We start from the raw sequence: 21,950 nt of genomic DNA, 5'->3' as shown, positions 1-21,950 counted from the left end.
CCCCCGAACGGCCTTGCACCCCATGCCCCACATGCTCGTCACCCCCGTGAACCCCGCCGCCGCCACCGCTATGACGCTCCGTCACCCGAACGGCCCCACGACCGGGACGGGCGCGCGTGCCGAATCCGCGCGCCCGTCCTGCACTACGCACGCCCGCGCGCACTACCCGCACGGCGTACGCCCCCTGGCGTTCTGGACAGACGGCCCCGAGATCGCCACGATGCTGGGCACAGAGACGCGCGCAGAGACGACGAGTTCCGCTGAGGGAGGTCCCGGGTGTCACGCGAGGACGACCCGTCGGCCTCCGGTCCGGACCGGCAGCCGCCGGAGCCTCCCGCCGACCCCGCGGCGGAGTCCCGGGGCGGGCACGCCGACGAGCCGTCCGACGACGACGGCCCCGCACGCGTCCCCGAACAAGCCCGCCGCGTCGACGCGTCCGGCATGGTGCCCGGCCAGCGCACGGCCGACCACCGGCGCGGTCCTTTCCCGACGCCCCGCGGCCGCGAGTCGTCCGGAACCGGCCCGGCCGGTGCCGAGTCGGCCGACCCCGCAGCGCCCGGTGCCGTCGCGGCCCCCGTCGGGCCGCGCGAACACCCGCTGCCGGGCGGCCCGTCCGACCCGGACGGCTCCGACGGCTCCGACGGCCCGCACGCACCCCCCCAAGTCCCCGCAGCCGACCCGGCCGACGCCTCCGACGCCCCCGTCGCGGCCGAAGCGCCGGCCGGAGTCCGGAGCCGTCTCCGCCAGGACGGTCCCGGCGACGGCAGCGGCGACGCCGACCACCAGTCGGCCGACGGCCGCCGCGACGACGGCCCGTCGGACTCGTACCTGGCCGACCGGGTCCGCGAAGGCGACGACGCCGCGTACGAAGTCCTGTACCAACGCCATGTGGTCGCGGTCCGCCGGCTCGCGCGCCTGTGCACCCGCACCAAGGAAAACGCCGAGGACCTGGTCGGCGAGACGTTCACCCGCACGCTGCATGCCCTGCGTTCCGGCCACGGACCCCGCGAGGCGTGCCGCCCGTACCTCCTCACGACCGTGAGGCGGGTGGCGGGCGACTGGGCCCGCAACGAGCGGCGGGTACTGCTGACCGACGACGTCGCGGCGTACGAGTCGACCGACGAGACGCCCGAGGATCCCGCGGTGGCCGCGACCGACCGGCAGTTGGCCGCCAAGGCGTTCCAGGAACTCCCGGAACGCTGGCAGGCGGTGCTCTGGTACACCGAAGTCGAGCGGGAGCCGCGCGACCGCGTGGCCCCGCTGCTCGGCGTCAGCCCGAACGCGCTGTCGAAGCTGAAGGAACGCGCACGCGACGGACTGCGCGAGGCGTACCTGAAGGTCTACGTGGAGAGCGGACTCCCGCAGGAGTGCCGCCCGTTCGCGAAGAAGTACGGCGCGTTCGTGCGGCACCGCCTCGGCGACCATGCCGAGGACAACATCCGCGCCCACCTCGACACGTGCGACCGCTGCCGCGCGGCGTGTGTCGAACTGGCAAGTGTCAGTACGTGCATGCGCGTCGTCGCCGAAGGCATGCTCGGCGCGGCGGCCCTGGCCTACCTCGCGGCGGCGGCAGCGGCCGCCGCCGCGGTGGGGGCGGCGGTCGCGGGCCGGACCGGCGCGGCGGGCGCCGGCGCCGCGGCAGGTTCGGGCGGGTCGGGCGGCGCGGCAGCCGCCGGCGAGGGCGGCTCGACGGTCGTCAAGGGCGCGGTGGTCGCCGGGGCGGTCCTCGCGATCGCCGCGGTGGCCTGGGCGTTCACCGGCGGCGGGGACCACGATCCGGCGAAGCCGGTCGCGGCCCCGTCGCCGCCGCCGTCCGCCGCCCCGGTGGTGCCTCCGCCGCCGCCTCCGGCCGCGACGCCGCCGAAGCCGGAACCGCCGAAGACCACGCCGCCCAAGCCGACTCCGCCGCCGCCCCAACCGTCCAGCCCGCCCCCTCCGGCACCGAAGCCGCCGGCGGTCAAAGCCGATCCGAAGCCGGCACCTCCGACGCCGCGCAAGCCGACGGTCAGCGTCGGCCCCACCCGCATCGTCGTCGACAACGGCAAGGTCCGGATGGAGTGCACGGGCGAGGAAGTGCCGGGCAAGGGCATGCCGTGGTGCAAGCACGTCACGCTGACGGTCCCGACCCGGCCGGGCAACCCGAACCAGCCCGCGAAGAAGCCCCCGGCGACCGGCTGCCGCGACTTCGGGCAACCGGGCCGCCCGGGGCTCACGCTCTGCCGCAAATAGCGGCACGGAAAGCCGCACAAGGCCCGCTCAAGAGCCCGCACCCGGTGCGGGAGCCGGCGACAGCCCCCGCCACTCCGGGGGCACCCCGCGTCAGTTCACCGACGAGTACGCCACGACCCCGCGCCGGACCGCCTCGATCGCCTTGCGCGCCGTGGCCCGCACCGTGCCGTCCTCCGGCGCCGCGTCCGCGATCTGCCCGAGCACGTCCACGAGCTGCTTCATCCACCGGACGAAGTCGCCCGCGGGCAGGTCGGATTCGCCGAGCACCGCGTCGAGCCGCTGCCCGGAGGCCCAGTTGTACGCGGTCCACGCGAACCCGAGGTCCGGTTCGCGCAGGAAGTCCAGGCCGTGCTGGTCCTCCAGCGCGTCCAGGTGGCCCCACAGCCGCACCATGTCGGCCAGCGCCGACTTGGCCGCGCCGCCGGGCATCCGCGGCGCGATGGCGTCGTCGGGCATCCGCGCCTCGAAGACCAGTGCCGAGGCGCACGCGGCCAGTTCGGCGGGCGTGAGGTCCTCCCACAGGCCCTCGCGCAGGCATTCCGCGGTGAGCAGGTCGAGTTCGGCGTAGATCCGGGCGAGGCGGCGGCCGTCCTCGGTGACCGTGTCGCCGGTGAGGTAGCCCAGATCGGCGAGCATCCCGCACACCCGGTCGAACGTGCGGGCGATCGTGTGGGTGCGCCCGCGCATCCGGTTTTCGAGCTGCTTGGTATCGCGCTGCAGCCGGTGGAACCGCTCGGCCCACCGCGCGTGGTCCTCGCGGTCGTCGCAGCCGTGGCACGGGTGCTGCCGGATCGCCTGGCGCAGCCGGGCGATCTCGGGGTCGTCCGCGGCCGCGGAGCGCCCGCGCCGGGGCCGGTCGGGGTGGATGTGCCCGGCCTTCGCGCGCAGTGCGGACGCGAGATCGCGGCGCGACTGCGGGTTGCGGGCGTTGAACGAGCGCGGGATGCGCAGGCGTTCGACGGCTTCCACCGGGGTCGGGAAGTCGATCGACGCAAGGCGCCGGGCCTGCCGGTCCGCGGTGAGGACGTAGGGGCGCGGTCCTTCCGGCCCTTCCGCCATGCCGGGGTCGAGGACGACCGCGAGCCCCGCGTACTTGCCGGTGGGCACGACGATGACGTCGCCGGGCCGGAGCTTCTCCAGCGCCGCCGCGGCGGCGGCGCGCCGCTGGGCGACGCCGTCCCGGGCGAGCCGGTTCTCCCGGTCCTTGAGGGCGCGGCGCAGGTCCGCGTACTCGTCGAAGTCGCCGAGGTGGCAGGTCATCGCCTCGCGGTAGCCGGCGAGGCCTTCCTCGTTCTTGCGGACCTGGCGGGCGATGCCGACGACCGACCGGTCCGCCTGGAACTGCGCGAACGAGGTCTCCAGCAGCTCGCGCGAGCGGTGCCGTCCGACCTGGCCGACGAGGTTGACGGCCATGTTGTACGACGGACTGAACGACGACCGCAGCGGATACGTGCGGGTGCCCGCGAGGCCGGCGAGGTGCTTCGGGTCGAAGCCCTGGTGCCACAGCACCACCGCGTGGCCTTCGACGTCGATGCCGCGGCGTCCGGCGCGCCCGGTGAGCTGGGTGTATTCGCCCGCGGTGAGGTCGGCGTGGGTCTCGCCGTTCCACTTGACGAGCTTCTCCAGCACGACCGACCGGGCGGGCATGTTGATGCCGAGCGCCAGTGTCTCGGTCGCGAAGACCGCCTTCACGAGGCCGCGGACGAAGAGTTCCTCGACGACTTCCTTGAACGTCGGCAGCATGCCCGCGTGGTGCGCGGCGATGCCGCGCTGCAGCGCTTCGAGCCACTCGAAATAGCCGAGGACCTGGAGGTCTTCGTCGGGGATGTGGCCGGTGCGCGACTCGACGATCGATTTGACCTGGGCGCGCTCGGCGTTGGTGTTCAGCCGCAGCCCGGCGTGCAGGCACTGCTGGACGGCGGCGGCGCAGCCGGCCCGGCTGAAGATGAACGTGATCGCGGGCAGCAGTCCCTGCGCGTCGAGCTTTTCGATGACGTCGACGCGGCTGGGCGTCCACACGCGGCGGCGCTGCGGGGCGGCGCCGTCGCGGTTGTTGCGGCCCTTGCGGTACTTGTCGTACGGGCGGCCGGTCCGCTCGTTGGTCTCCCGCGCGAGGCGCACCAGGTCGGGGTTGACCTCCTGGTGGTTCTCGTCGGTGAACAGGTCGTAGACCCGGTTCCCGGCCATGACGTGCTGCCACAGCGGCACGGGGCGGTGCTCGGAGACCACGACGGCGGTGTCGCCGCGCACCGTGGCCAGCCAGTCGCCGAACTCCTCGGCGTTGGAAACGGTCGCGGAGAGCGACACGAGGGTCACCGACGGCGGCAGGTGGATGATCACTTCTTCCCACACCGCGCCGCGGAACCGGTCGGAGAGGTAGTGCACCTCGTCCATGACCACGTAGCCGAGGCCGTTGAGGGTGTGCGAGGACGCGTACAGCATGTTGCGCAGCACTTCGGTCGTCATGACGACGATGGGGGCGTCGCCGTTGACCGAGTTGTCGCCGGTCAGGAGGCCTACCTGGTCGGCGCCGTAGCGTTTGACCAGGTCGGTGTACTTCTGGTTGGACAGCGCCTTGATGGGCGTGGTGTAGAAGCACTTGCGGCCTTGGCGCAGCGCGAGGTGCACGGCGAATTCGCCGACGACGGTCTTGCCGGAGCCGGTGGGCGCCGCGACGAGGACGCCGCGGCCGGATTCCAGGGCGCGGCAGGCCTCGTCCTGGAAGGGGTCGAGGCCGAATTCGTACTCGTTGCGGAAGGCGTGCAGCTCGGTGCGCTCCTCGGCCTGCCGGGCGCGGGCGGCCGCGTACCGCTCGGCGGGCGACGGTTCGGCAGAGCCGGGGAGCCGGTCCGGTGCTGTCATTCGGACCACCCGCTCTTCGGTCGCGCGCTGTTCAGGACGTCGGAATCGCGGCCCGCGCCGCGGCAAGGATCGAGAGGCATCTCACCCAGCAGGTTACCGGGCGGCGTCCTGGGATGTGATCACGTTTTCCCGGGGTGCGGGCAGCACGGGAGCGAGCAGCCGCAGGGCGCCGGGGACGGTCGTGGCGGTCAGCGGCAGGGGCGCGATCCGCTCGCCGTCGGCCCATGCGGTCACCTTGGGCGCGGACAGGGCGACCACGGAGGCGCTGTAGGTGGTGACCGCGGGGTGGTCGACGTGCCGGCCGCTGTAGGCGCGCGGCAGGACGCGCAGCAGTTCGAAGCGGCCGCAGGCGCCGACGACGGTGATCTGGAACATGCCGTCGGTCATGTCGGCGTCCGGGCAGATCTTCATGCCGCCGCCGTAGGAGGTGCCGTTGCCGACGGCGACGAGCATCGCCTCGACTTCCACGGTCCGCCCGTCGAGTTCGAGTTCGTACGGGACCGGCTTGAGCGCGGGCAGCTCGGCGACCACCGCGCGGTTGTAGCGCATTCGGCCGCGCGGCCAGGTCATGGCGTTGGCGCGCTCGTTGACGCGCGAGTCGAACCCGGACGCGATGACGGTGCCGAACCAGCGGTCCTCGGCGCGGCCCAGGTCCAGGGTGCGGGTCCGGCCCGCGGCGATCACCGGGATCGCGGCGTCGAGGTCGCCGACCGGCAGGCCGACGCTGCGGGCGAAGTCGTTGCCGGAGCCGATCGCGACGATGCCCAGCGGAACGCCGGTGCCCGCGACCGCCTGGAGCGCGAGGGACACCGTGCCGTCGCCGCCCACCGCGACCACGGCGCCTACGCCACTGCGGACTTCGGACCGCAGCATGCGCAGCGCGGCGGCCGGGTCGGGGACGCGGATTTCCCGCACCGCCAGGCCTGCGGCGCGCAGCCCGTCGGCGACGGGGTCCGCGGCACGGGCGGCGCGGCCGCGCCCGGCGGTGGGGTTGACGAGGAGGGCGATCTCACGGGACACGCCCGGCACAGTAGTGCAGGGCGTGTCCTCCGCGCTGTGGGGCGGCGCACCGGGCTCGTGAGCCCGGTGCGCCGGGTGGTGCGTGGGGTGGTGCGTCGGCTGTGCCGTCAGGCCCCGCGTCAGGTGATGTCGTCGGCGTGGACGGAGTCCGCTTCACCGTTCCGCTGGACCGGGGTGGTGCCTTCGAGGCGCGCGGTGTCCTCGACCCGCGCGGGCGTGAGGTCGAGCGAGGACGCCTCGTCGTCGTCGAGGTCGCCGCCGAGCACTTCGGCGCGGCGCCGGCCGCGGCGCTTGTCGTTTATCGCCGCGACGAGGATCGCGAGCCCGTACAGCACGCTGATCGGCACCGACAGCAGGCACATCGTGAGCGGGTCGGTGGTCGGCGTGGCCACCGCACCGAACACGAAAATGCCCATGACGACCCAGCGCCACCACGCGATCATGTTCTTCGCGGTGATGACGCCGCCGAAGTTGAGCAGGATCAGCACCAGCGGCAGCTCGCACGCCAGACCGAAGACGGCGACCATGCGGACCAGGAAGTCGAGGTACTCGTCGAGGTCGATCTGGTTGTTGGCCTCGCCGATGGTGAAGCCGAGCAGCGCGTCGAGGGCGTGCGGGAGGATCGCGTAGGAGAACCACGCGCCCGCCACGAACAGCGGCACGCCCACGCCGACGAACGCCAGCGAGTACTTCTTCTCGTGCTTGTGCAGACCCGGGGCGAGGAACGCCCACAGCTGGTAGAGCCAGATCGGGGCAGCGGCGATCACCCCGACGGCGAAGGAGACCTTCAGCATCGTGGAGAAGGGCGACAAAACGCCCTTCTGCACCAATGCCGGGCACTGGCTCGCTCCGACACCCTTGACGTCGAGGTCACAGACGGGGCGGACCAGGAACTCCGCGATCTGGTCGTAGAAGAACAACGCGACCACGGTGACGGCCAAAATCGCCAGCATCGATTTGACCAGCCGGTTGCGCAGTTCGCGCAGGTGGTCCATGAGGGGCATGCGCCCCTCGTCGTTCTTGGGCGGACGGGCAGGCTGGTTGCGCCTAAGCCCTCTGACTGCACTCACCTGAGGGCCGACTCCGGGGGGCTCGGCGCGTCAGCGGCGGTTGGCGTCGGGCTCGCCCACCGGGCGGGCCTGCGACACCTCGCCGGGCGCGGACTGGATGGTCCGCGGCGCCTCGGGGGTGCTCGGCTTGGCGGCGTCACCCGCGGCGGCGTCGTCGGTCTTCATCGCCTTGGCCTCGCTCTTGAGGATCCGCATGGAGCGGCCGAGCGCGCGAGCGGTGTCCGGCAGCTTCTTGGCACCGAACAGGAGCACGACGATGACCAGGATCAGGATGATCTCGGTGGGTCCAAGCCTGCCGAACATAGTTGCTACCTCATAACCGGGGGGTTGATGGGTCCGATCGTACGCCGATCAGTGTTACGCCCGTGCAACGCAATCGTGGCGAACACCGGGCGCTTTCGGAACCCACGAGATGTGCCGTGTTCACGTCCGCGCCCCGTCGGAGTGTCGGGGCGGCCCGACACCGGGGCGGCGGCGCAGGGCCGGGGGGCCCTAACGGCGGGCGCCATGCGGCGTGTCAGAGTGCGGCATTCGCCCGTATTGGGGATACGGAGATGTCCCGTAATCGTACGGATCGACCGCATCTCGCAAGTCTTCCGCGGCGCGCCCGATCCGGTCGTGCGCGTCCCCGGCGGCCCGGCCGAAGTGACGTACCTCACCCGCAAGGCGGAACGCCAGTCGTCCGATCACCGCCAGGCCCGCGACCACCAGCACCAGCGACAACGCGAGCAGCACCCACAAAAGCATGCGCCGACCCTACCTGCGGAACGGGTCCGCCCCGGCACCGCGCGGGTGCCGGGGCGGACTTCCGGTCAGCGCGCCACCTGCATGGACGAGACGCCGCCGCCGGACAGCAGTTCGACGATCTTCTCGCCCGCGGGCCGGCGTACCGATTCGTCGCACGCCGGGCAGCTGAACGTATAGAACGACTTGCTCGGCAGGACCACCAACCGCAGCTGGTCGGCGGTCAGCTCGACCAGCCCGCAATCGGGACAGCGTGCCGTGAACGTCGCCACCTGGGAGCCTCCTTGCCCGAGGGAATGCCCGAGGAATTGCCGAAGGGTCGTGCAAAAGGTGACCAAGCCGAAGCGGGATGGACGAAATCCGGCCGTACGGACGACGAAGCTACGCGAGGAGCCGGTGCGGAAGATAGGCCGTCCGGCGCCGGATCACGCGCCCGCGTACGCCTCGAGCGCCGCCAGGGCGGTACCGCGGACCTCGTCGGCGAGTTCGGCCGGCGCGACCACGCGGCCGTGCTCGCCGAGCCGCAGCGCGAGCCGGCGCACCACCGACGGGTCCGGGGTGCGCAGCGTCACCCGCAGGCCGCCATCGGGGAGTTCCTCAAGGCTGTCGCACGGGTAGTACTCACGCACCCAGCGGCCGCCGGGACCGAGTTCCAACACGACCTCGATGTCGTCCGGCGAGGCCTGCACAAGGCCGTCCTCCGGGTCGAACGGCGCGACCGTGGGCGGCTCGGACGCCTCGTCGAGGATCTGCGCGGACACCACGCGGTCCAGGCGGAACAGCCGCCGGTCCTCCGCGGTGCGGCACCAGGCCAGCAGGTACGGACGGCCTTCGACGAGGAGCAGCCGCACCGGGTCGACGATCCGCTCGGTGACCTGGTCGCGGCGCGGCACGTAGTAGCTGAGCTTCAGCACGCGCTTCTCGGCGATGGCGCGGTCCATCGTCGCGAACGACGACTCCTCGGCCTCGAACTCGATGCTCACGTGCGCGGCGACCTCGGCGGCCTCCCCCGCGGCGTCCTCCAGCTTGGCGGTGACCCGGCCGAGCGCCTCGCGGTCGCGGTCGCGCAGCCCGGACAACCCGGCCAGCGCGCGCAGCGCGACAAGCAGCGACAGGGCCTCGTGCGGGGCCAGCCGCACCGGCCGCACCGGCGCGTCGGCGTTGTCGAGCCAGATACGGCCCTCGGAGTCGACGTGCGGCTCCAGCAGGTCGTCGGCCATGAAGCTGGTGCCGCACATGTGCAGCGTGCCCAGGTCGGCCTCGATCGCGTCGATGCCCAGCCCGAACGCACGCGCCACGTCGTCCAGCCGCGCGCCCGGACGCTCGCGCAGGTAAGCCACCAGCGACAAAAGCCGCCGAGTGTCGTCCAGTGCGTTGCTCATGCGCCTACCTCGCTCGCGTGTGCGTTGTCCTCCGCCGGCAGGCCCGCGGCGGCGCGGAGTTGCCCGACGACCGCGGCCCGCAGCTCCGGCGGGTCCAGCACGACGACGTCGGCGCCGAACTCGGCCAGCCAGCTGTGCAGCCCGTGGCCGTACGCCAACTCCAGCTCGTCCCACGCCTCGTCGACCGGTTTGACGGCCGTCGCCCGGGCCCGCAGCGGGAACCCGGCGCCCGCGCGCACGCGCAGCCGCGCGGTGCCTTCGCCGCCCTCCCCCGCGAACCGCGCTACCTGCTCCCGGATGTCGACGTTCGCCGGGACCGGCGCCCGGAGCTGCTCGCGCAGGATGCGCGGCTTCGGCTTGTCGAGCACGCGTTCCAGCCGGAACACCCGCTGCTCCTCGCGGTCGCGCGCCCAGCCGACCAGGTACCAGCGGCCGCGCCAGCAGCTCATGCCCCACGGCTCGACGACGCGCTGACGCGCCTCCGCGGCACCCGAACTGCGGTAGCTGAACTGCACGGGGCGCTTGGTGCGCAGCGCCTCGAGCAGCGGCCCGAATGCCGACTCCCGCGCGGTGACCCGCGGTTCGACCGAGGTCAGCGGCGCGGTGTCGATCTCCACGCCCGCGGCCTTGAGCTTGTACAGCGCACCGGTCGCGGCGCCGGAAAGCGACGACTGCTGCCACGCGCCCGCGGCCAGCGCCAGCGCGGCGGCTTCCTCGGGGTCGAGGTCGACCGGCGGCAGCGTGTTGTGCTCGGCGCGGATCCGGTAGCCGTCGGCCGATTCGACGAGCGGGTCGTTGGCGCCGGTCTCGATGGTGAAACCCAGCTCGCGCACGTCGTCTTTGTCGCGTTCAAACATGCGGTCGAACGCCTCGTCCGAGGTGCACAGCCGGTACGACTCGATCGACGTCCGCAGCTCCTCCTTCGTGACGTACCGGCGCGCGGCGAGCAGGCACATGACCAGACTCACCAACCGCTCCTGCTTGGGGATCGCCATCCGTTCCCGCCCCTTGGGTCCTGTCCCGTCCGTCGCCGGAACCGCCGGTCGGGCTACACGGCTTGGTTCCGCCTTGACCGTACCGCGTCCGCGCACCCGGCGTCCGCCCGGTCACCGCAGGCTGTGGACGAACCGCCCGTCACCGCACGGGAAGCGCACAGATGGAGCACGGAGGGAGAGGGAATGGCATACCGCCCCACGGTTCCACTAGTGTCACCGCCCGTGATCACGTGGCGGCGCGGTGAGGTCCTCGAAGTCCGGCGGGCATGGCGCGGCGCGGTCGAATTGACCGTGCGCCAGGAAGGCACCGGTGACCCGGTGCGCGCGCTCGCCTACCCGGCGCTGGTCGGCGACCCGGCCGTCGGCGACACCGTCCTGCTCAACACCACCGCGCAGACGATGGGCCTGGGCACCGGCGGATACGCGCTCGTCGTGGCCCTTCCCGAGCGGCTCCCCGCGGACCCGCCACGCGGCCCCGGCCACCTGGTGAAGACCCGCTACACGCCGCTGCAAGCCGTCGTGCTCGGCGTCGACGAGCAGGACTCGCCGCACCACGAGGTGCTCCGCGACGCCGACGACCTGGGCGCCATGCCGGTCGTCGTCGCCGACCTCCACTCTGCCGTCCCGGCGATCTGCGCCGGAGTGCGCGCCGTGCGCCCCGGAACCCGCATCGCCTACATCATGACCGACGGCGGCGCGCTCCCCCTCTGGTTCTCCATGACGGCCGCCGCGCTCCGCGAGGCCGACTGGCTCACCGGCACCATCACCGCGGGCCAGGCCGTCGGAGGCGACCTCGAAGCCGTCACCGTGCACAGCGCCCTGCTGGCCGCCCGCCACGTCCTCGGCGCGGACCTCGCGATCGTCACGCAGGGCCCCGGCAACCTCGGCACCGACACCCGCTGGGGCTTCTCCGGCGTCGCCGCGGGCGAAGCCGTCAACGCCGTCGCCACGCTCGGCGGCCACGCCGTCGCCGCCCTGCGCATCTCGGATGCCGATCCGCGCGAACGGCACCAAGGCGTCTCGCACCACAGCCTGACCGCCTACGGCCGCGTCGCCCTCGCCGCCGCGGACGTCGTCGTCCCGGAACTCGACGAGCCGCTCGCCTCCCGCGTCGCCGCCGACGTCGCCCCGCTGCGGGCCCGCCACCGGGTCGTCGCCGTGCCCGTCGACGGCCTCGACCAGGCGCTGCGCGACGTGCCGGTAAAGCTGTCCACGATGGGCCGCGGCCTCGACGAGGACCACGCCCACTTCCTCGCCTCGGCAGCCGCCGGGCGGTACGCGGCATCGCTGCTCCCCGCCGCGGACTGAACCCGCGCCACCCTGCGACGCCCTGCACAGCCCTGCAAAGCCCTGCACAGCCCTGCAAAGCGGAGAACGCGAAACCGCCCGGCGGTGCCGAAGCACCACCGGGCGGCCGCGTGTCCGTCCCCTCCTGATATCCGGAGGGACCGGACTTACTTGCCCTGGATCGCGCGCAGGTCGCACACGAAGATCAGCGTCTCGCCGGCCTTGATCAGCGGGCTCGGGCTACGGTCGCCGTAGGCCTGGTGCGGCGGGATGACCAGCTTGCGGCGGCCGCCCACCTTCATGCCCAGCAGGCCCTTGTCCCAGCCCTCGATGACCTGTCCGGCACCGGCCGTGAACTGCAGGGCCTGGCCGCGGTTCCAGCTCGCGTCGAACTCGTCGCCGGTGGAGAACGAGACGCCGACGTAGTCGACGGCGATGACATCGCCCGCCTCGACGACCGGGCCGGTGCCCTCGACGATGTCGGTCTTCTCCAGGTCCGCCGGCGGGTTGCCGTCCGGGAAGTCGATCTCGGGACGCGTGCTCGTGTCGATGTTGCTCATCGGTAGTACTGCTCCTCGCTACACGAAAACTGCCGACGCACACTCTGTCAGCCGAGCGGCTCCGCAACGAAACGCGCCCCGCCGCACGGCGCGGCGTTTTCCGCCGCACCGCGCCACGGGGCGCGGCCAGGAGTCCCGGGTGGGATCAGCCGTTCGACACCGCCGCGGTGCGCAGGACGTCGAGCACCAGCACGAGCGTCGCGTTCGCCGGCACCCCGGCCTGCTGGTTGCCCTCCGCACCGAACGCCTTGTCCGGCGGGATCACCAGCATGACGCGGCTGCCGACCTTCACCCCGGCCAGGCTGTCCGCCAGCGTCTTCATCAGCGTCGTGTTGCCGGTCGCGAGCGACACCTGCGACGGGCCGCTGCCGCCCCAGCTCGACCCGAGGGTCTTGTCGGCGCCCCACACGTACTGCACGGTCTGCATCGTCACCGTGTCGGTGGCCGTCACCGCCGCGCCGGTGCCCTCGATCAGCGGCTGCTTCACCAACGCCGTCGGCGCGGGCTTGTCCTTCGGGAAGGTCAGACCCGTGATCTTGACGCCGTCGGTCTGCACCTTCGGCAGGTCCGCGTTGGTCACGTTGACCGCGGTGCCCTGCGCGCCGTCCGTCTTGCCGACGGTGTCCACGAGGTCGACGACGAAGACCAGCGTCTCGTTCTTCGCGATCTTCGGCGGGTTGCCGTCCGGGCCGTAGCCCTTGTCCGGCGGAATCGTCATGAGGAGGCGCGTCCCGACCTTCTTGCCGGGCATCGCCTCCAGCCAGCCCTGGATCAGGCCGCTGTTCAGGTCCTGCACGGTGAACGGCGTCCGGCCCGCCTCGAAGGAGCTGTCGAACACCCGGCGCGAACTCCACGAGACACCCTCGTAGTTGAACGTCGCCATGTTGTTCTTGTCGACCACCGGCCCCGAGCCCTCGGTGAGGACCTGCACCTGCATGTCCTTCGGCGGCTTGACCTTCTCCGGAATCGCGATGTTCGGCTGCTGCCCGAACGCGGAGTTCGCCGTCACCGCCCCGGTCGTGCTCACGGGCACCTGGCGGGAGGTCGTGTCTCCCTGGTCGTCCTTCGAGTCGCTGCCGCACGCGGCAGCGCCGAGCAGCAAGGCGGGGACGAGAAGCAGCGTGGCTAGGCGGCGCACGGTCTTCCTCTGCAGATGGCGGTCAAGGACCCGCACACTCTACGGGCAAGCGCCGTGTGAATCGCGTGAAGACCAAACCCGTTGCCGATCCGTACCCGACCGTAATCTTGCGCTCCGTGACCACCCCTGCACATACCGGGCGGGACGGCGGAAGCCACCCCTGCCCGGCAAGCGTCGGGGGCGGGTGCGTACCGTTGCGCAACGGTACGCACCCGCCCCCGACGCCCGCGCCGTCACCTGCCGGCCACCGGCGCCACAGCCGTCACCGGCCTCACATGCTGGCGATCAGCTTCTCCACCCGGTCGTCCACCGCCCGGAACGGGTCCTTGCACAGCACCGTGCGCTGCGCCTGGTCGTTCAGCTTCAGATGCACCCAGTCGACGGTGAAGTCCCGCCGCTGCTCCTGCGCCTTCTTGATGAACTCGCCGCGCAGCCGGGCCCGCGTGGTCTGCGGCGGCACCGACTTCGCCTCGAAGATCTTCACGTCCTGCCCGACCCGGTCGACCTGGCCGCGCCGCTCCATCAGGTAGTACAGGCCGCGCCGCCGGTGGATGTCGTGGTACGCGAGGTCGATCTGCGCGACGCGCGGCGACGCCATCGGCAGGTTGTGCTTGGCCCGGTACCGCTCGATCAGCTGGTACTTGATCACCCAGTCGATCTCCCGCCCGACCAGGTCCAGGTTGCCGGTCTGCACCGCGGTGAGCGTGCGCTCCCACAGGTCGAGGACCTGCTGCACGGTGCCGGTGCGGATCCCCCGCCGGTCGGCGAAGTCCATCGCCTTGGTGAGGTACTCCAGCTGGATCTCCAGCGCCGACGCCTCGCGGCCGTTCGCCAGGCGCACCTTGCGCTGGCCGGTCATGTCGTGGCTGACCTCGCGGATCGCCCGGATCGGGTTCTCCAGCGTCAGGTCCCGCATGACCATGCCCGCTTCGATCATCCGCAGCACGAGGTCGGTCGCGCCGACCTTCAGCATGGTCGTCGGCTCGGCCATGTTCGAGTCGCCCACGATCACGTGCAGGCGCCGGTAGCGCTCCGCGTCCGCGTGCGGCTCGTCGCGCGTGTTGATTATCGGCCGCGACCGGGTGGTCGCCGAACTGACGCCCTCCCAGATGTGCTCGGCGCGCTGGCTCACGCAGTACACCGCACCGCGCGGCGTCTGCAGCACCTTGCCCGCGCCGCACAGCATCTGACGGGTCACCAGGAACGGGATGAGGATGTCCGCCAGACGCGAGAACTCGCCGTGCCGCGCCACCAGATAGTTCTCGTGGCAGCCGTACGAGTTCCCCGCCGAGTCGGTGTTGTTCTTGAACAGGTAGACGTCACCGGCGATGCCCTCCTCGTGCAGGCGCCGTTCGGCGTCCACGAGAAGGCCTTCAAGAATGCGCTCGCCGGCTTTGTCGTGCACGACGAGTTCGGGCACGGAGTCGCACTCCGGCGTGGCGTACTCGGGGTGACTGCCCACATCCAGGTACAGCCGGGCCCCATTGCGTAGGAAGACGTTGCTGCTTCGGCCCCACGAGACGACTCGGCGAAACAGGTACCGCGCCACCTCGTCCGGAGACAGCCTGCGCTGCCCGCGGAACGTGCAGGTGACGCCATACTCGTTCTCGAGCCCGAAGATTCGGCGGTCCATGCAGCAACATTACGCCGCTGATGTGCCGTTCCGGGACAACTCGCGTGCGCCGAATCCGGCCGAGTTGATCTCGGCCGGAACCAGCGTGCGCCGGCCCGCCGCCAAGACCGCCAGCCCGAGCGCCGTTCCCACCCCGGCCACCGCGAACGCGCCGCTCACTCCGGCCATTTCTCCGGCGAACCCGGCGGCCGCCGTCCCCGCGGCCGCTCCGGTGCCCATCGCGGCCACCACCCAGGCGAACGCCTCGGTCACCGTGCCCGCCGGGGCAAGCTCGTCCACCAACGTGAACGTGCACGCGATCACCGGCGCCAAGAACACGCCCGAAAGCACCGCGAGGACCAGCATCAGCCACGGGGCGGGCGCCCACATCAACGGCAGATAGCCGACCGTCAGGCCCGCCATCAGCCACGGCAGACGCTCCCGCGCCGGGCGCACCCACCGGCGTGCGCCGTGCACCACCCCGCCGACGAACGCCCCCGTCGACATCGCCGCCATGACCGCACCCGACCACACGTCCGAACCGCGGTCGTCCGCGTAGGCCACCGCCGCCACACCCAGCACGCCCAAGGCCGTGCCTGCGAGCGTCAGCGACGCCAGCAGCACCCGAAGGCCGCGCGACCGCAGAGGGCCCGCCCAGTGCGGCGTATGCGCCTCGCCACGCCACACCCGCGACGGCCGGGCCGTGGCCACCACCAGCGTGCCCGCGATCCCCAGCAGCCCGGTCACGACCAGCGCCGCGGCCTCGGACGCCAGCGCGATCACCGCGACCACGAGCAGCGGGCCGACGGTGAAGAGAATCTCCTGCGCCGCCGCGTCGAGCGCGTAGGCGGCGTGCACCTGGTCCTGCCGCAGGACGGTCGGCCACAGCGCCCGCAGCCCCGACTCCAGCGGCGGCGTGGCAAAACCGGCCACCAGCACCGCGGCGACCGCCACCGGCAGCGGATGGACCCCGACCACGGCGAAGGCCGCATATGCCAGCGCCGACACCACCGCGCCGCCGATCAGCACACCCGTCTGCCCCCGGCGGTCCATCCAGCGGCCCAGCGCGGGCTGCCCGAGGGCGGTGGCCAGGCCGGAAAGCGCCGACAGCGTGCCCGCGAGACCGTATCCGGCGCCGTCCGCGCGCGCGAACAGCAGGATCGCCAGGACGCCCATGCCGTTCGGCAGACGGCCCAGCAGCGTCCCGCCGAGCAGCCGCGCGGCGTACTTGGCGCGGAAGAGATCCGCGTATATCCGCATGAGAGTCGACGCCTTCCCGCCCGGCAGATCATGAAGTCATACGTATGACTCCAGTTCAGTCTGGCGGCCCAGACCGCAGAGGGCAACCCGAATCCACGCCGACACTGCCCGGTAAATCCGCCAAGTCGCCCTACAGTGGCCCCAGCAACCGGCCACCGCCCCCGGTTTTCACCCCCCACACCCCGGGACCCACGAAGGGACCGCCGCCACCGTGCCCGACCCCGCGGACGCGCCGCCCCCCATCCCGGCCACCCGCCCCACCAGCAAAGACGTCGCGAAACTCGCCGGAGTCTCGCAGTCGACCGTGTCCCTCGTACACGCCGGAAAATGGGCCGGACGCGTCTCCGAACGCACCGTCCGCGCCGTCATCGACGCCAGCAACACCCTCGGCTACCGGCCCAACCAGGCCGCCCGCCACCTGCGCCTCGGCACCACCCGCACCGTCCTGCTCGTGGTCCCCGCCCTCACCAACCCGTTCTTCGGCGCCGTCCACACCGGCGCCTCGGAGACCGCCGCCCGCCGCGACTTCGCCGTCGTCATCTACCCGGCCCCCGTGCAGCCCGGCTACGAACTCGAACCCGTCGCCAGCCCCTTCGCGGCCGCCCACACCGCCCTGGACGGCGTCCTGGCGTCCTCCACCGCCGCCGACACGCTCTCCGGCCTCCTCGGCACCGGCACACCCGGCACCGGCCTCCCCCTCGTCATGATGGACAGCGAACCCGGCACCGGCGCCCCCACCGTCAACATCGACATCGCCGACGGCATGCGCCGCCTCACCACCCACCTCCTCGGACTCGGCCACCGCCGCATCGGCCGCGTCGTGTCCGACATCGACAGCTGGACCTTCCGCACCCGCGAAGCCGCCTTCCGCGAAACCCTGTCGGCCGCACCCGGCGCCGAAGCCTCCTACGCCCGCACCCCCATGGCCGTCCCCGAAGCCACCACCGCCGCCGGACACCTCCTCGACCGCCCCCGGCGCCCCACCGCCCTCGTCTGCGACGACGACGTCATCGCCGCCGGCGCCTACAAAGCCGCCCGCGCCCGCGGACTCCGCATCCCCCAGGACCTCTCCGTCACCGGCGTGGACGACCTCCTCGTCGCCACCGTCCTCGAACCCGAACTCACCACCATCCGCCTCCCCGGCCACCGCCTCGGCGAAGTCGGCATGGGCGCACTCCTCGACCTCCTCGACGGCCGGCAACCCGAAGACGCCGCCCTGCCCGGCGAACTCCTCGTCCGAGGATCCACCGCCGCACCGCCGACAAACGCCTGAACCACGGCACCGTCAAGCCGAAGGGACGACCAAGCCCCCGGACACGCGGACGGGCCCGCCCCCGGCCAGGGGCGGGCCCGTGAGTCCAAGTGCCGCAAAGGCACCGCGAACGCGCGCTACTCCTCCGACGTCTCCCCCGCCGCACCCGAACCGCCGTCGCCGTCGGCCCCGTTGCCGCCCTCGGCCGCGGCATCCGCCGCACCCGACGCCGACTCGCCCAGCAGACGCGCCAACTGCGCACCCACCACACGCTTGAACTTCCGCTTCTGCGACCGCGTCCGGTCCAGCACCGCAACTTCCAGCTGCGCCGCCGTGATCGTCCGCTTCTCGCCACTGCCGTCCCGCGACAGCACATCCACCGCGACCCGCAGCGCCTCGTCCAACGGCAGCCCCTCACGGTGCGACCGCTTCAGCTGCTCGGTGATCTGGTCCGCATTGCCGCCCATCGCGACATAGTGCTGCTCGTCCGCGATCGAACCGTCGTACGTCAACCGGTAGATCTGGTCGTCCGCGGGCGTGCTGCCCACCTCCGCGACGATCAGCTCCACCTCGTACGGCTTCTCGCCGCCGCTGGAGAAAATCGTTCCCAGCGTCTGCGCGTACACGTTGGCCAGACCACGCGCCGTCACATCATGGCGCGCATACGAGTAGCCGCGGATGTCCGCGTACCGCACGCCGCCGATCCGCAGGTTCTCGAACTCGTTGTACTTCCCGACCGCCGCGAAGGCGATCCGGTCGTAGATCTCACTCATCTTGTGCAGCGCCCGCGACGGGTTCTCCGCCACGAACAAAATGCCGTCCGCGTACGTCAAAACGACCACGCTGCGACCCCGGGCGATGCCCTTGCGGGCATAGTCGGCCCGGTCCGCCATGGCCTGCTGCGGCGACACATAGAAAGGCGTCGTCACCGTGGAGTCCTTTGCTGGGAGGAAATCAAAGCCGTCAGTCCACTACGTCCAGTGCGTGCCCCGCACGCCTCAACGCCTCAGCCCAAGGGCGCACTCGGACCGTTCGGACGCTCCAAACGCTCGCCGACCACCGACCGCACCACGGCGCCGACCTCGTCGTTCGACCACATGCGCAGACCCTCGTCCGTCACCACCGACACGGTCGGGAAGATCTTCCGCGACAGATCGGGGCCGCCCGTCGCCGAGTCCTCGTCCGCCGCGTCGTACAGCGACTGCACGCACGCCAGCACGGTCTGATCCGCGGTCAGGTCCTCGCGGTACAGCTTCTTCAGCGCGCCGCGCGCGAAGAGCGAACCCGAACCCACCGACGTGAAGCCCTGCTCGTCGGAACGCCCGCCGGTGATGTCATAACTGTAGATCCGGCCTTCGCCCGCATCCAGGTCGTACCCGGCATACAGCGGCACGACCGCGAGCCCCTGCATCGCCATGCCCAGGTTCCCCCGGATCATCTGCGACAGGCGGTTCGCCTTGCCCTCGAGGGACATCGTGGCGCCCTCGATCTTCTCGTAGTGCTCCAGTTCGACCTGGAACAGCCGCACCATCTCGACGGCGATACCCGCCGTGCCGGCGATGCCGACGCAGCTGTACTCGTCCGCCGGGAACACCTTCTCCATGTCCCGCTGCGCGATCAGGTTCCCCATCGTCGCGCGCCGGTCGCCGGCCATCACCACGCCGCCGGGGAACGTCGCCGCGACGATGGTCGTGCCGTGCGGCGCCTCCACCGTCACCGGCGTCGTCGGCAAGGTCCGCCGCGACGGCAGCAACTCCGGCCGGTACGCACTGAGGAACTCCGTGAAAGACGACGACCCGGGGGTCAGGAAGGCACCCGGTAGACGCCCGGTGCCACGCGTGTTGGATTCCACACGATCCCTTCCAAGTAGGCGGCGGCCCGGCGGAGCGCGTCGGGACGGTCCTTGAACTGGCCTAGGGCCGCATTGCAGTTGAAGCAGAGTAGTGCTCGGACCCTACCCGTTTCGTGATCGTGGTCCACGTGTTCGGCTCGAGCCACGAGACAGATCGCACAACGCCCGACTTGGGCCTCGAGCATCTCCTGATACCGCTCTTCGGTCAGGCCGTACTTGCGCTGAAGGTGGCCTGCCCGGCCGTCGACCGCCCGGCACGCTTTGCAGTGTGCCGCGAATCCGTCAGCACTCCTGCGGTGCAGATGCCATTCGGAGTGCGGCTTGATCGCCGTGCACCGGGGGCACCGCTTGTGCCCCGGCGGCACGGCGACCTTCGGCCTGACCGCAAACCCCTTTGCCGTACGGCGTTCCGCATAATATTGCGCGGAACATTCCCGGCAATACGATTGCAGGCCGTCGCGCAGCGATTTGTTCGCGGCAAATGCAGCACGCGTCAGGAATTCCTTACAGCGCGAGCATTTCTTAAGTGAGGGCAAATCGGACATTTGCCCTATTCTCCGCCTTTCTGGACAAACGAACGCACGAAATCCTCGGCATTCTCCTCGAGGACCTCGTCGATTTCGTCCAGGACCGCGTCGACGTCGTCCGTCAGTTTCTCTTGGCGTTCCTGCAGGTCGGAGGTCGCCTGCGCGTCGGTGGAGGTTTCTTCGATTTCCTCGGAGCGCTTATTCGTCCGGGCCTGTCCGCCGTTGTCCTTCGTGGCCATTTGACGCACCCCACCTTTTCTCTCGATCCCGCCCGGGAAGGGCACCGCCCCGGGCCGGTGTTCCGATCGAACGGCTCCGAAGAGCCAGGTGATCAGACACTACAAGCGTAGGGCGGCGGTTGTTCCCGAGCACGGGAATTCTCTTTGTCACATCCGTCGGTCACATCGGTTGCCTCGGACGGCCGGCTGCCGTGAGGTCCGGGGGAACCGGACCACCGCGCGCAGCCCGCGGGCGACATTCGGTGGTCCGGTGCCTCCACCCGCTTTCTTCCCCCACACGGCTCAGGTTCACCCGTCCGGCGAGGGGTTCACCTGGTCGGCGGCGAGCGGGCCGCGGAGCCGGCCGGCGGTCATCGCCCGGTAAGCGCGTTGACCAGTTCCTCCGCGGTGCGGCAGCGGTCGAGCAGGTCCTTGACGTGGGCTTTCGTGCCGCGCAGGGGCTCGAGGGTGGGGACGCGCTGGAGCGAGTCGTGGCCGGGCACGTCGAAGATCACCGAGTCCCAGGACGCCGCCGCGACCTCGTCGGCGTACTGCTCGAGGCAGCGGCCGCGGAAGTACGCGCGGGTGTCCTCCGGGGGCAGGTGCGCGGCGCGCTGGACCTCGGATTCGGCGGCGATGCGCTCGAACCGGTTTTCGAGGCGGTTGTAGAGCCCCTTGTCGGGCCGTACGTCGGCGTACTGGAGGTCGACGAGGTGGAGGCGCGGGGCGTCCCAGTCGAGGCCGTCACGGCTCCGGTAGCCGTCCAGGATCTGGAGCTTGGCGACCCAGTCCAGCTCGCGGGCGAGCGACATCGGGTCGGTCTCCAGCCGGGTCAGGACGGATTCCCAGCGGGTGAGGACGTCGGTGGTGACGTCGTCGACGTCGGCGCCGAAGCGGTCCTCGACGTACTTGCGGGCGAGTTCGAGGTACTCCATCTGGAGTTGGACCGCGGTGAGTTTGCGGCCGCTGCGGAGCGTGACGAGGTGTTTGAGCGAGGGGTCGTGGGAGACCTGGTGCAGGGTGCGGACCGGCTGGTCGACGGTGAGGTCGTGGGTGATGAACCGGTCTTCGATCATCGACAGGACGAGTGCGGTGGTGCCGAGCTTGAGGTAGGTCGAGACCTCGGAGAGGTTCGCGTCGCCGATGATGACGTGCAGGCGGCGGTACTTCTCGGCGTCGGCGTGGGGCTCGTCGCGGGTGTTGATGATGGGGCGTTTGAGGGTGGTCTCCAGGCCGACTTCGACTTCGAAGTAGTCGGCGCGCTGGCTGATCTGGAAGCCGTGCGAGGAGCCGTCCTGGCCGATGCCGACACGCCCGGCGCCGCACACGACCTGGCGGGAGACGAAGAACGGGGTCAGGTGGCGCACGATGTCCGCGAAGGGCGTGGCGCGCTGCATGAGGTAGTTCTCGTGGCAGCCGTAGCTGGCGCCCTTGTTGTCGGTGTTGTTCTTGTAGAGCAGGATCTGCTGGCCGCCGGGGACTTCCGCGGCGCGGCGGGCGGCTTCGGCCATGATGCGTTCGCCGGCCTTGTCCCAGACGACGGCGTCGCGCGGGTTGGTGGTTTCCGGGGCGGAGTACTCGGGGTGCGCGTGGTCGACGTAGAGGCGGGCACCGTTGGTGAGGATGACGTTGGCGAGGCCGACGTCTTCGTCGGTGAGCTGGCTGGCATCGGCGAGTTCGCGGGCGAGGTCGAAGCCGCGGGCGTCGCGCAGCGGGTTCTCCTCTTCGAAGTCCCAGCGGGCGCGGCGAGCGCGATGCATCGCGGCAGCGTACGCGTTCACCACCTGAGACGACGTCAGCATCGCGTTGGCACCGGGGTGTCCCGGTACCGAGATGCCGTACTCGGTCTCGATGCCCATCACGCGCTGGACGGTCATGCGACCCCCTCGACGTTCAAACCCTGGCCACTGCTTGCATTCACTTTAGGACGCTCTGCAATTGC

Annotated in this window: 20 protein-coding genes; 3 read left to right on the top strand and 17 right to left on the bottom strand. The window is 71.3% G+C overall.

Annotation, left to right across the window (positions count from 1 at the left end):
- Nucleotides 1-276: 276 nt before the first annotated feature.
- Nucleotides 277-2,229, top strand: a complete 1,953-nt coding sequence (locus ABEA93_RS25065; protein ID WP_345678004.1) for a sigma-70 family RNA polymerase sigma factor — start codon at nt 277-279, stop codon at nt 2,227-2,229.
- A gap of 90 nt (nt 2,230-2,319) precedes the next feature.
- Here ABEA93_RS25065 and ABEA93_RS25060 read toward each other — a convergent pair whose 3' ends face one another.
- The 8 genes from ABEA93_RS25060 to ABEA93_RS25025 all read right to left on the bottom strand — a co-directional run bounded on the left by ABEA93_RS25060 (nt 2,320) and on the right by ABEA93_RS25025 (nt 10,302).
- Nucleotides 2,320-5,091 carry a DEAD/DEAH box helicase gene (locus ABEA93_RS25060; RefSeq protein ID WP_345678003.1) on the bottom strand — a complete coding sequence of 924 codons (2,772 nt, stop codon included), beginning with the start codon at nt 5,089-5,091 and terminating at the stop codon, nt 2,320-2,322.
- A 93-nt stretch (nt 5,092-5,184) separates the two neighbouring features.
- A complete protein-coding gene (locus ABEA93_RS25055) occupies nt 5,185-6,111 on the bottom strand; it encodes a diacylglycerol kinase (RefSeq protein WP_345678002.1) in 927 nt (308 codons plus the stop codon).
- Between the two features lie 119 nt (nt 6,112-6,230).
- Entirely contained in the window at nt 6,231-7,115 is an 885-nt protein-coding gene (tatC, locus tag ABEA93_RS25050; RefSeq protein WP_345678001.1) for a twin-arginine translocase subunit TatC, read from the bottom strand.
- A gap of 96 nt (nt 7,116-7,211) precedes the next feature.
- The gene (gene tatA, locus ABEA93_RS25045; protein ID WP_345678000.1) at nt 7,212-7,484 is read right to left on the bottom strand and encodes a Sec-independent protein translocase subunit TatA; all 273 of its coding nucleotides are present in this window, start codon (nt 7,482-7,484) and stop codon (nt 7,212-7,214) included.
- A 189-nt stretch (nt 7,485-7,673) separates the two neighbouring features.
- Nucleotides 7,674-7,928, bottom strand: a complete 255-nt coding sequence (locus tag ABEA93_RS25040; RefSeq protein ID WP_345677999.1) for a hypothetical protein — start codon at nt 7,926-7,928, stop codon at nt 7,674-7,676.
- 65 nt (nt 7,929-7,993) lie between these two features.
- A complete protein-coding gene (locus tag ABEA93_RS25035; protein ID WP_345677998.1) occupies nt 7,994-8,197 on the bottom strand; it encodes a hypothetical protein in 204 nt (67 codons plus the stop codon).
- A 153-nt stretch (nt 8,198-8,350) separates the two neighbouring features.
- Complete coding sequence (locus tag ABEA93_RS25030; RefSeq protein WP_345677996.1) at nt 8,351-9,307, bottom strand: helix-turn-helix transcriptional regulator; 957 nt, start codon at nt 9,305-9,307, stop codon at nt 8,351-8,353.
- Nucleotides 9,304-10,302, bottom strand: coding sequence for a helix-turn-helix transcriptional regulator (locus tag ABEA93_RS25025; protein WP_345677995.1), 999 nt, complete (start codon nt 10,300-10,302; stop codon nt 9,304-9,306). The genes ABEA93_RS25030 and ABEA93_RS25025 overlap by 4 nt, the downstream gene beginning before the upstream one ends.
- Nucleotides 10,303-10,524: 222 nt before the next feature.
- Here ABEA93_RS25025 and ABEA93_RS25020 point away from each other — a divergent pair, with 222 nt between their 5' ends.
- Complete coding sequence (locus tag ABEA93_RS25020; RefSeq protein WP_345677994.1) at nt 10,525-11,610, top strand: DUF3866 family protein; 1,086 nt, start codon at nt 10,525-10,527, stop codon at nt 11,608-11,610.
- Nucleotides 11,611-11,756: 146 nt separating this feature from the next.
- Here ABEA93_RS25020 and ABEA93_RS25015 read toward each other — a convergent pair whose 3' ends face one another.
- The 4 genes from ABEA93_RS25015 to ABEA93_RS25000 form a co-directional block, all read right to left on the bottom strand.
- Complete coding sequence (locus ABEA93_RS25015; protein ID WP_345677993.1) at nt 11,757-12,149, bottom strand: FKBP-type peptidyl-prolyl cis-trans isomerase; 393 nt, start codon at nt 12,147-12,149, stop codon at nt 11,757-11,759.
- Nucleotides 12,150-12,294: 145 nt separating this feature from the next.
- Nucleotides 12,295-13,287 carry an FKBP-type peptidyl-prolyl cis-trans isomerase gene (locus ABEA93_RS25010; RefSeq protein WP_345677992.1) on the bottom strand — a complete coding sequence of 331 codons (993 nt, stop codon included), beginning with the start codon at nt 13,285-13,287 and terminating at the stop codon, nt 12,295-12,297.
- A gap of 271 nt (nt 13,288-13,558) precedes the next feature.
- The gene (pafA, locus tag ABEA93_RS25005) at nt 13,559-14,920 is read right to left on the bottom strand and encodes a Pup--protein ligase (RefSeq protein WP_345677991.1); all 1,362 of its coding nucleotides are present in this window, start codon (nt 14,918-14,920) and stop codon (nt 13,559-13,561) included.
- Nucleotides 14,921-14,929: 9 nt separating this feature from the next.
- A complete protein-coding gene (locus ABEA93_RS25000) occupies nt 14,930-16,159 on the bottom strand; it encodes an MFS transporter (protein WP_345677990.1) in 1,230 nt (409 codons plus the stop codon).
- Nucleotides 16,160-16,370: 211 nt separating this feature from the next.
- Between ABEA93_RS25000 and ABEA93_RS24995 the strand changes: the two genes are divergently transcribed.
- The gene (locus tag ABEA93_RS24995) at nt 16,371-17,432 is read left to right on the top strand and encodes a LacI family DNA-binding transcriptional regulator (RefSeq protein WP_345677989.1); all 1,062 of its coding nucleotides are present in this window, start codon (nt 16,371-16,373) and stop codon (nt 17,430-17,432) included.
- Nucleotides 17,433-17,548: 116 nt separating this feature from the next.
- Here ABEA93_RS24995 and prcA read toward each other — a convergent pair whose 3' ends face one another.
- The 5 genes from prcA to dop all read right to left on the bottom strand — a co-directional run bounded on the left by prcA (nt 17,549) and on the right by dop (nt 21,885).
- On the bottom strand, nt 17,549-18,340 hold the full coding sequence (gene prcA / locus ABEA93_RS24990) for a proteasome subunit alpha (protein WP_345677988.1): 792 nt from the start codon (nt 18,338-18,340) through the stop codon (nt 17,549-17,551).
- A 77-nt stretch (nt 18,341-18,417) separates the two neighbouring features.
- Nucleotides 18,418-19,263 (bottom strand): proteasome subunit beta, encoded by an 846-nt coding sequence (gene prcB / locus ABEA93_RS24985; protein WP_345677987.1) that lies wholly within the window; start codon nt 19,261-19,263, stop codon nt 18,418-18,420.
- Entirely contained in the window at nt 19,215-19,808 is a 594-nt protein-coding gene (locus ABEA93_RS24980; protein WP_345677986.1) for an endonuclease VII domain-containing protein, read from the bottom strand. Before ABEA93_RS24980 ends, prcB begins: the two co-directional genes overlap by 49 nt.
- Nucleotides 19,809-19,813: 5 nt before the next feature.
- Nucleotides 19,814-20,029 (bottom strand): ubiquitin-like protein Pup, encoded by a 216-nt coding sequence (locus tag ABEA93_RS24975; RefSeq protein ID WP_345677985.1) that lies wholly within the window; start codon nt 20,027-20,029, stop codon nt 19,814-19,816.
- Nucleotides 20,030-20,379: 350 nt separating this feature from the next.
- A complete protein-coding gene (dop, locus tag ABEA93_RS24970; RefSeq protein ID WP_345677984.1) occupies nt 20,380-21,885 on the bottom strand; it encodes a depupylase/deamidase Dop in 1,506 nt (501 codons plus the stop codon).
- Between the last annotated feature and the right edge of the window lie 65 nt (nt 21,886-21,950).

The organism is Yinghuangia aomiensis (genome assembly GCF_039542225.1).
Classification (GTDB): domain Bacteria; phylum Actinomycetota; class Actinomycetes; order Streptomycetales; family Streptomycetaceae; genus Yinghuangia; species Yinghuangia aomiensis.
Note: the sequence above shows the minus strand (reverse complement) of the source record. Positions and strands in the feature narration are given on the sequence as shown.

Coding starts and splice junctions, on each gene's coding strand:
- ABEA93_RS25060 (WP_345678003.1), bottom strand. CDS start 5,091: ATGACAGCACCGGACCGGCTCCCCGGCTCTGCCGAACCGTCGCCCGCC.
- tatC (WP_345678001.1), bottom strand. CDS start 7,115: ATGCCCCTCATGGACCACCTGCGCGAACTGCGCAACCGGCTGGTCAAA.
- tatA (WP_345678000.1), bottom strand. CDS start 7,484: ATGTTCGGCAGGCTTGGACCCACCGAGATCATCCTGATCCTGGTCATC.
- ABEA93_RS25040 (WP_345677999.1), bottom strand. CDS start 7,928: ATGCTTTTGTGGGTGCTGCTCGCGTTGTCGCTGGTGCTGGTGGTCGCG.
- ABEA93_RS25030 (WP_345677996.1), bottom strand. CDS start 9,307: ATGAGCAACGCACTGGACGACACTCGGCGGCTTTTGTCGCTGGTGGCT.
- ABEA93_RS25025 (WP_345677995.1), bottom strand. CDS start 10,302: ATGGCGATCCCCAAGCAGGAGCGGTTGGTGAGTCTGGTCATGTGCCTG.
- ABEA93_RS25015 (WP_345677993.1), bottom strand. CDS start 12,149: ATGAGCAACATCGACACGAGCACGCGTCCCGAGATCGACTTCCCGGAC.
- pafA (WP_345677991.1), bottom strand. CDS start 14,920: ATGGACCGCCGAATCTTCGGGCTCGAGAACGAGTATGGCGTCACCTGC.
- ABEA93_RS25000 (WP_345677990.1), bottom strand. CDS start 16,159: ATGCGGATATACGCGGATCTCTTCCGCGCCAAGTACGCCGCGCGGCTG.
- ABEA93_RS24980 (WP_345677986.1), bottom strand. CDS start 19,808: ATGTCCGATTTGCCCTCACTTAAGAAATGCTCGCGCTGTAAGGAATTC.
- ABEA93_RS24975 (WP_345677985.1), bottom strand. CDS start 20,029: ATGGCCACGAAGGACAACGGCGGACAGGCCCGGACGAATAAGCGCTCC.
- dop (WP_345677984.1), bottom strand. CDS start 21,885: ATGACCGTCCAGCGCGTGATGGGCATCGAGACCGAGTACGGCATCTCG.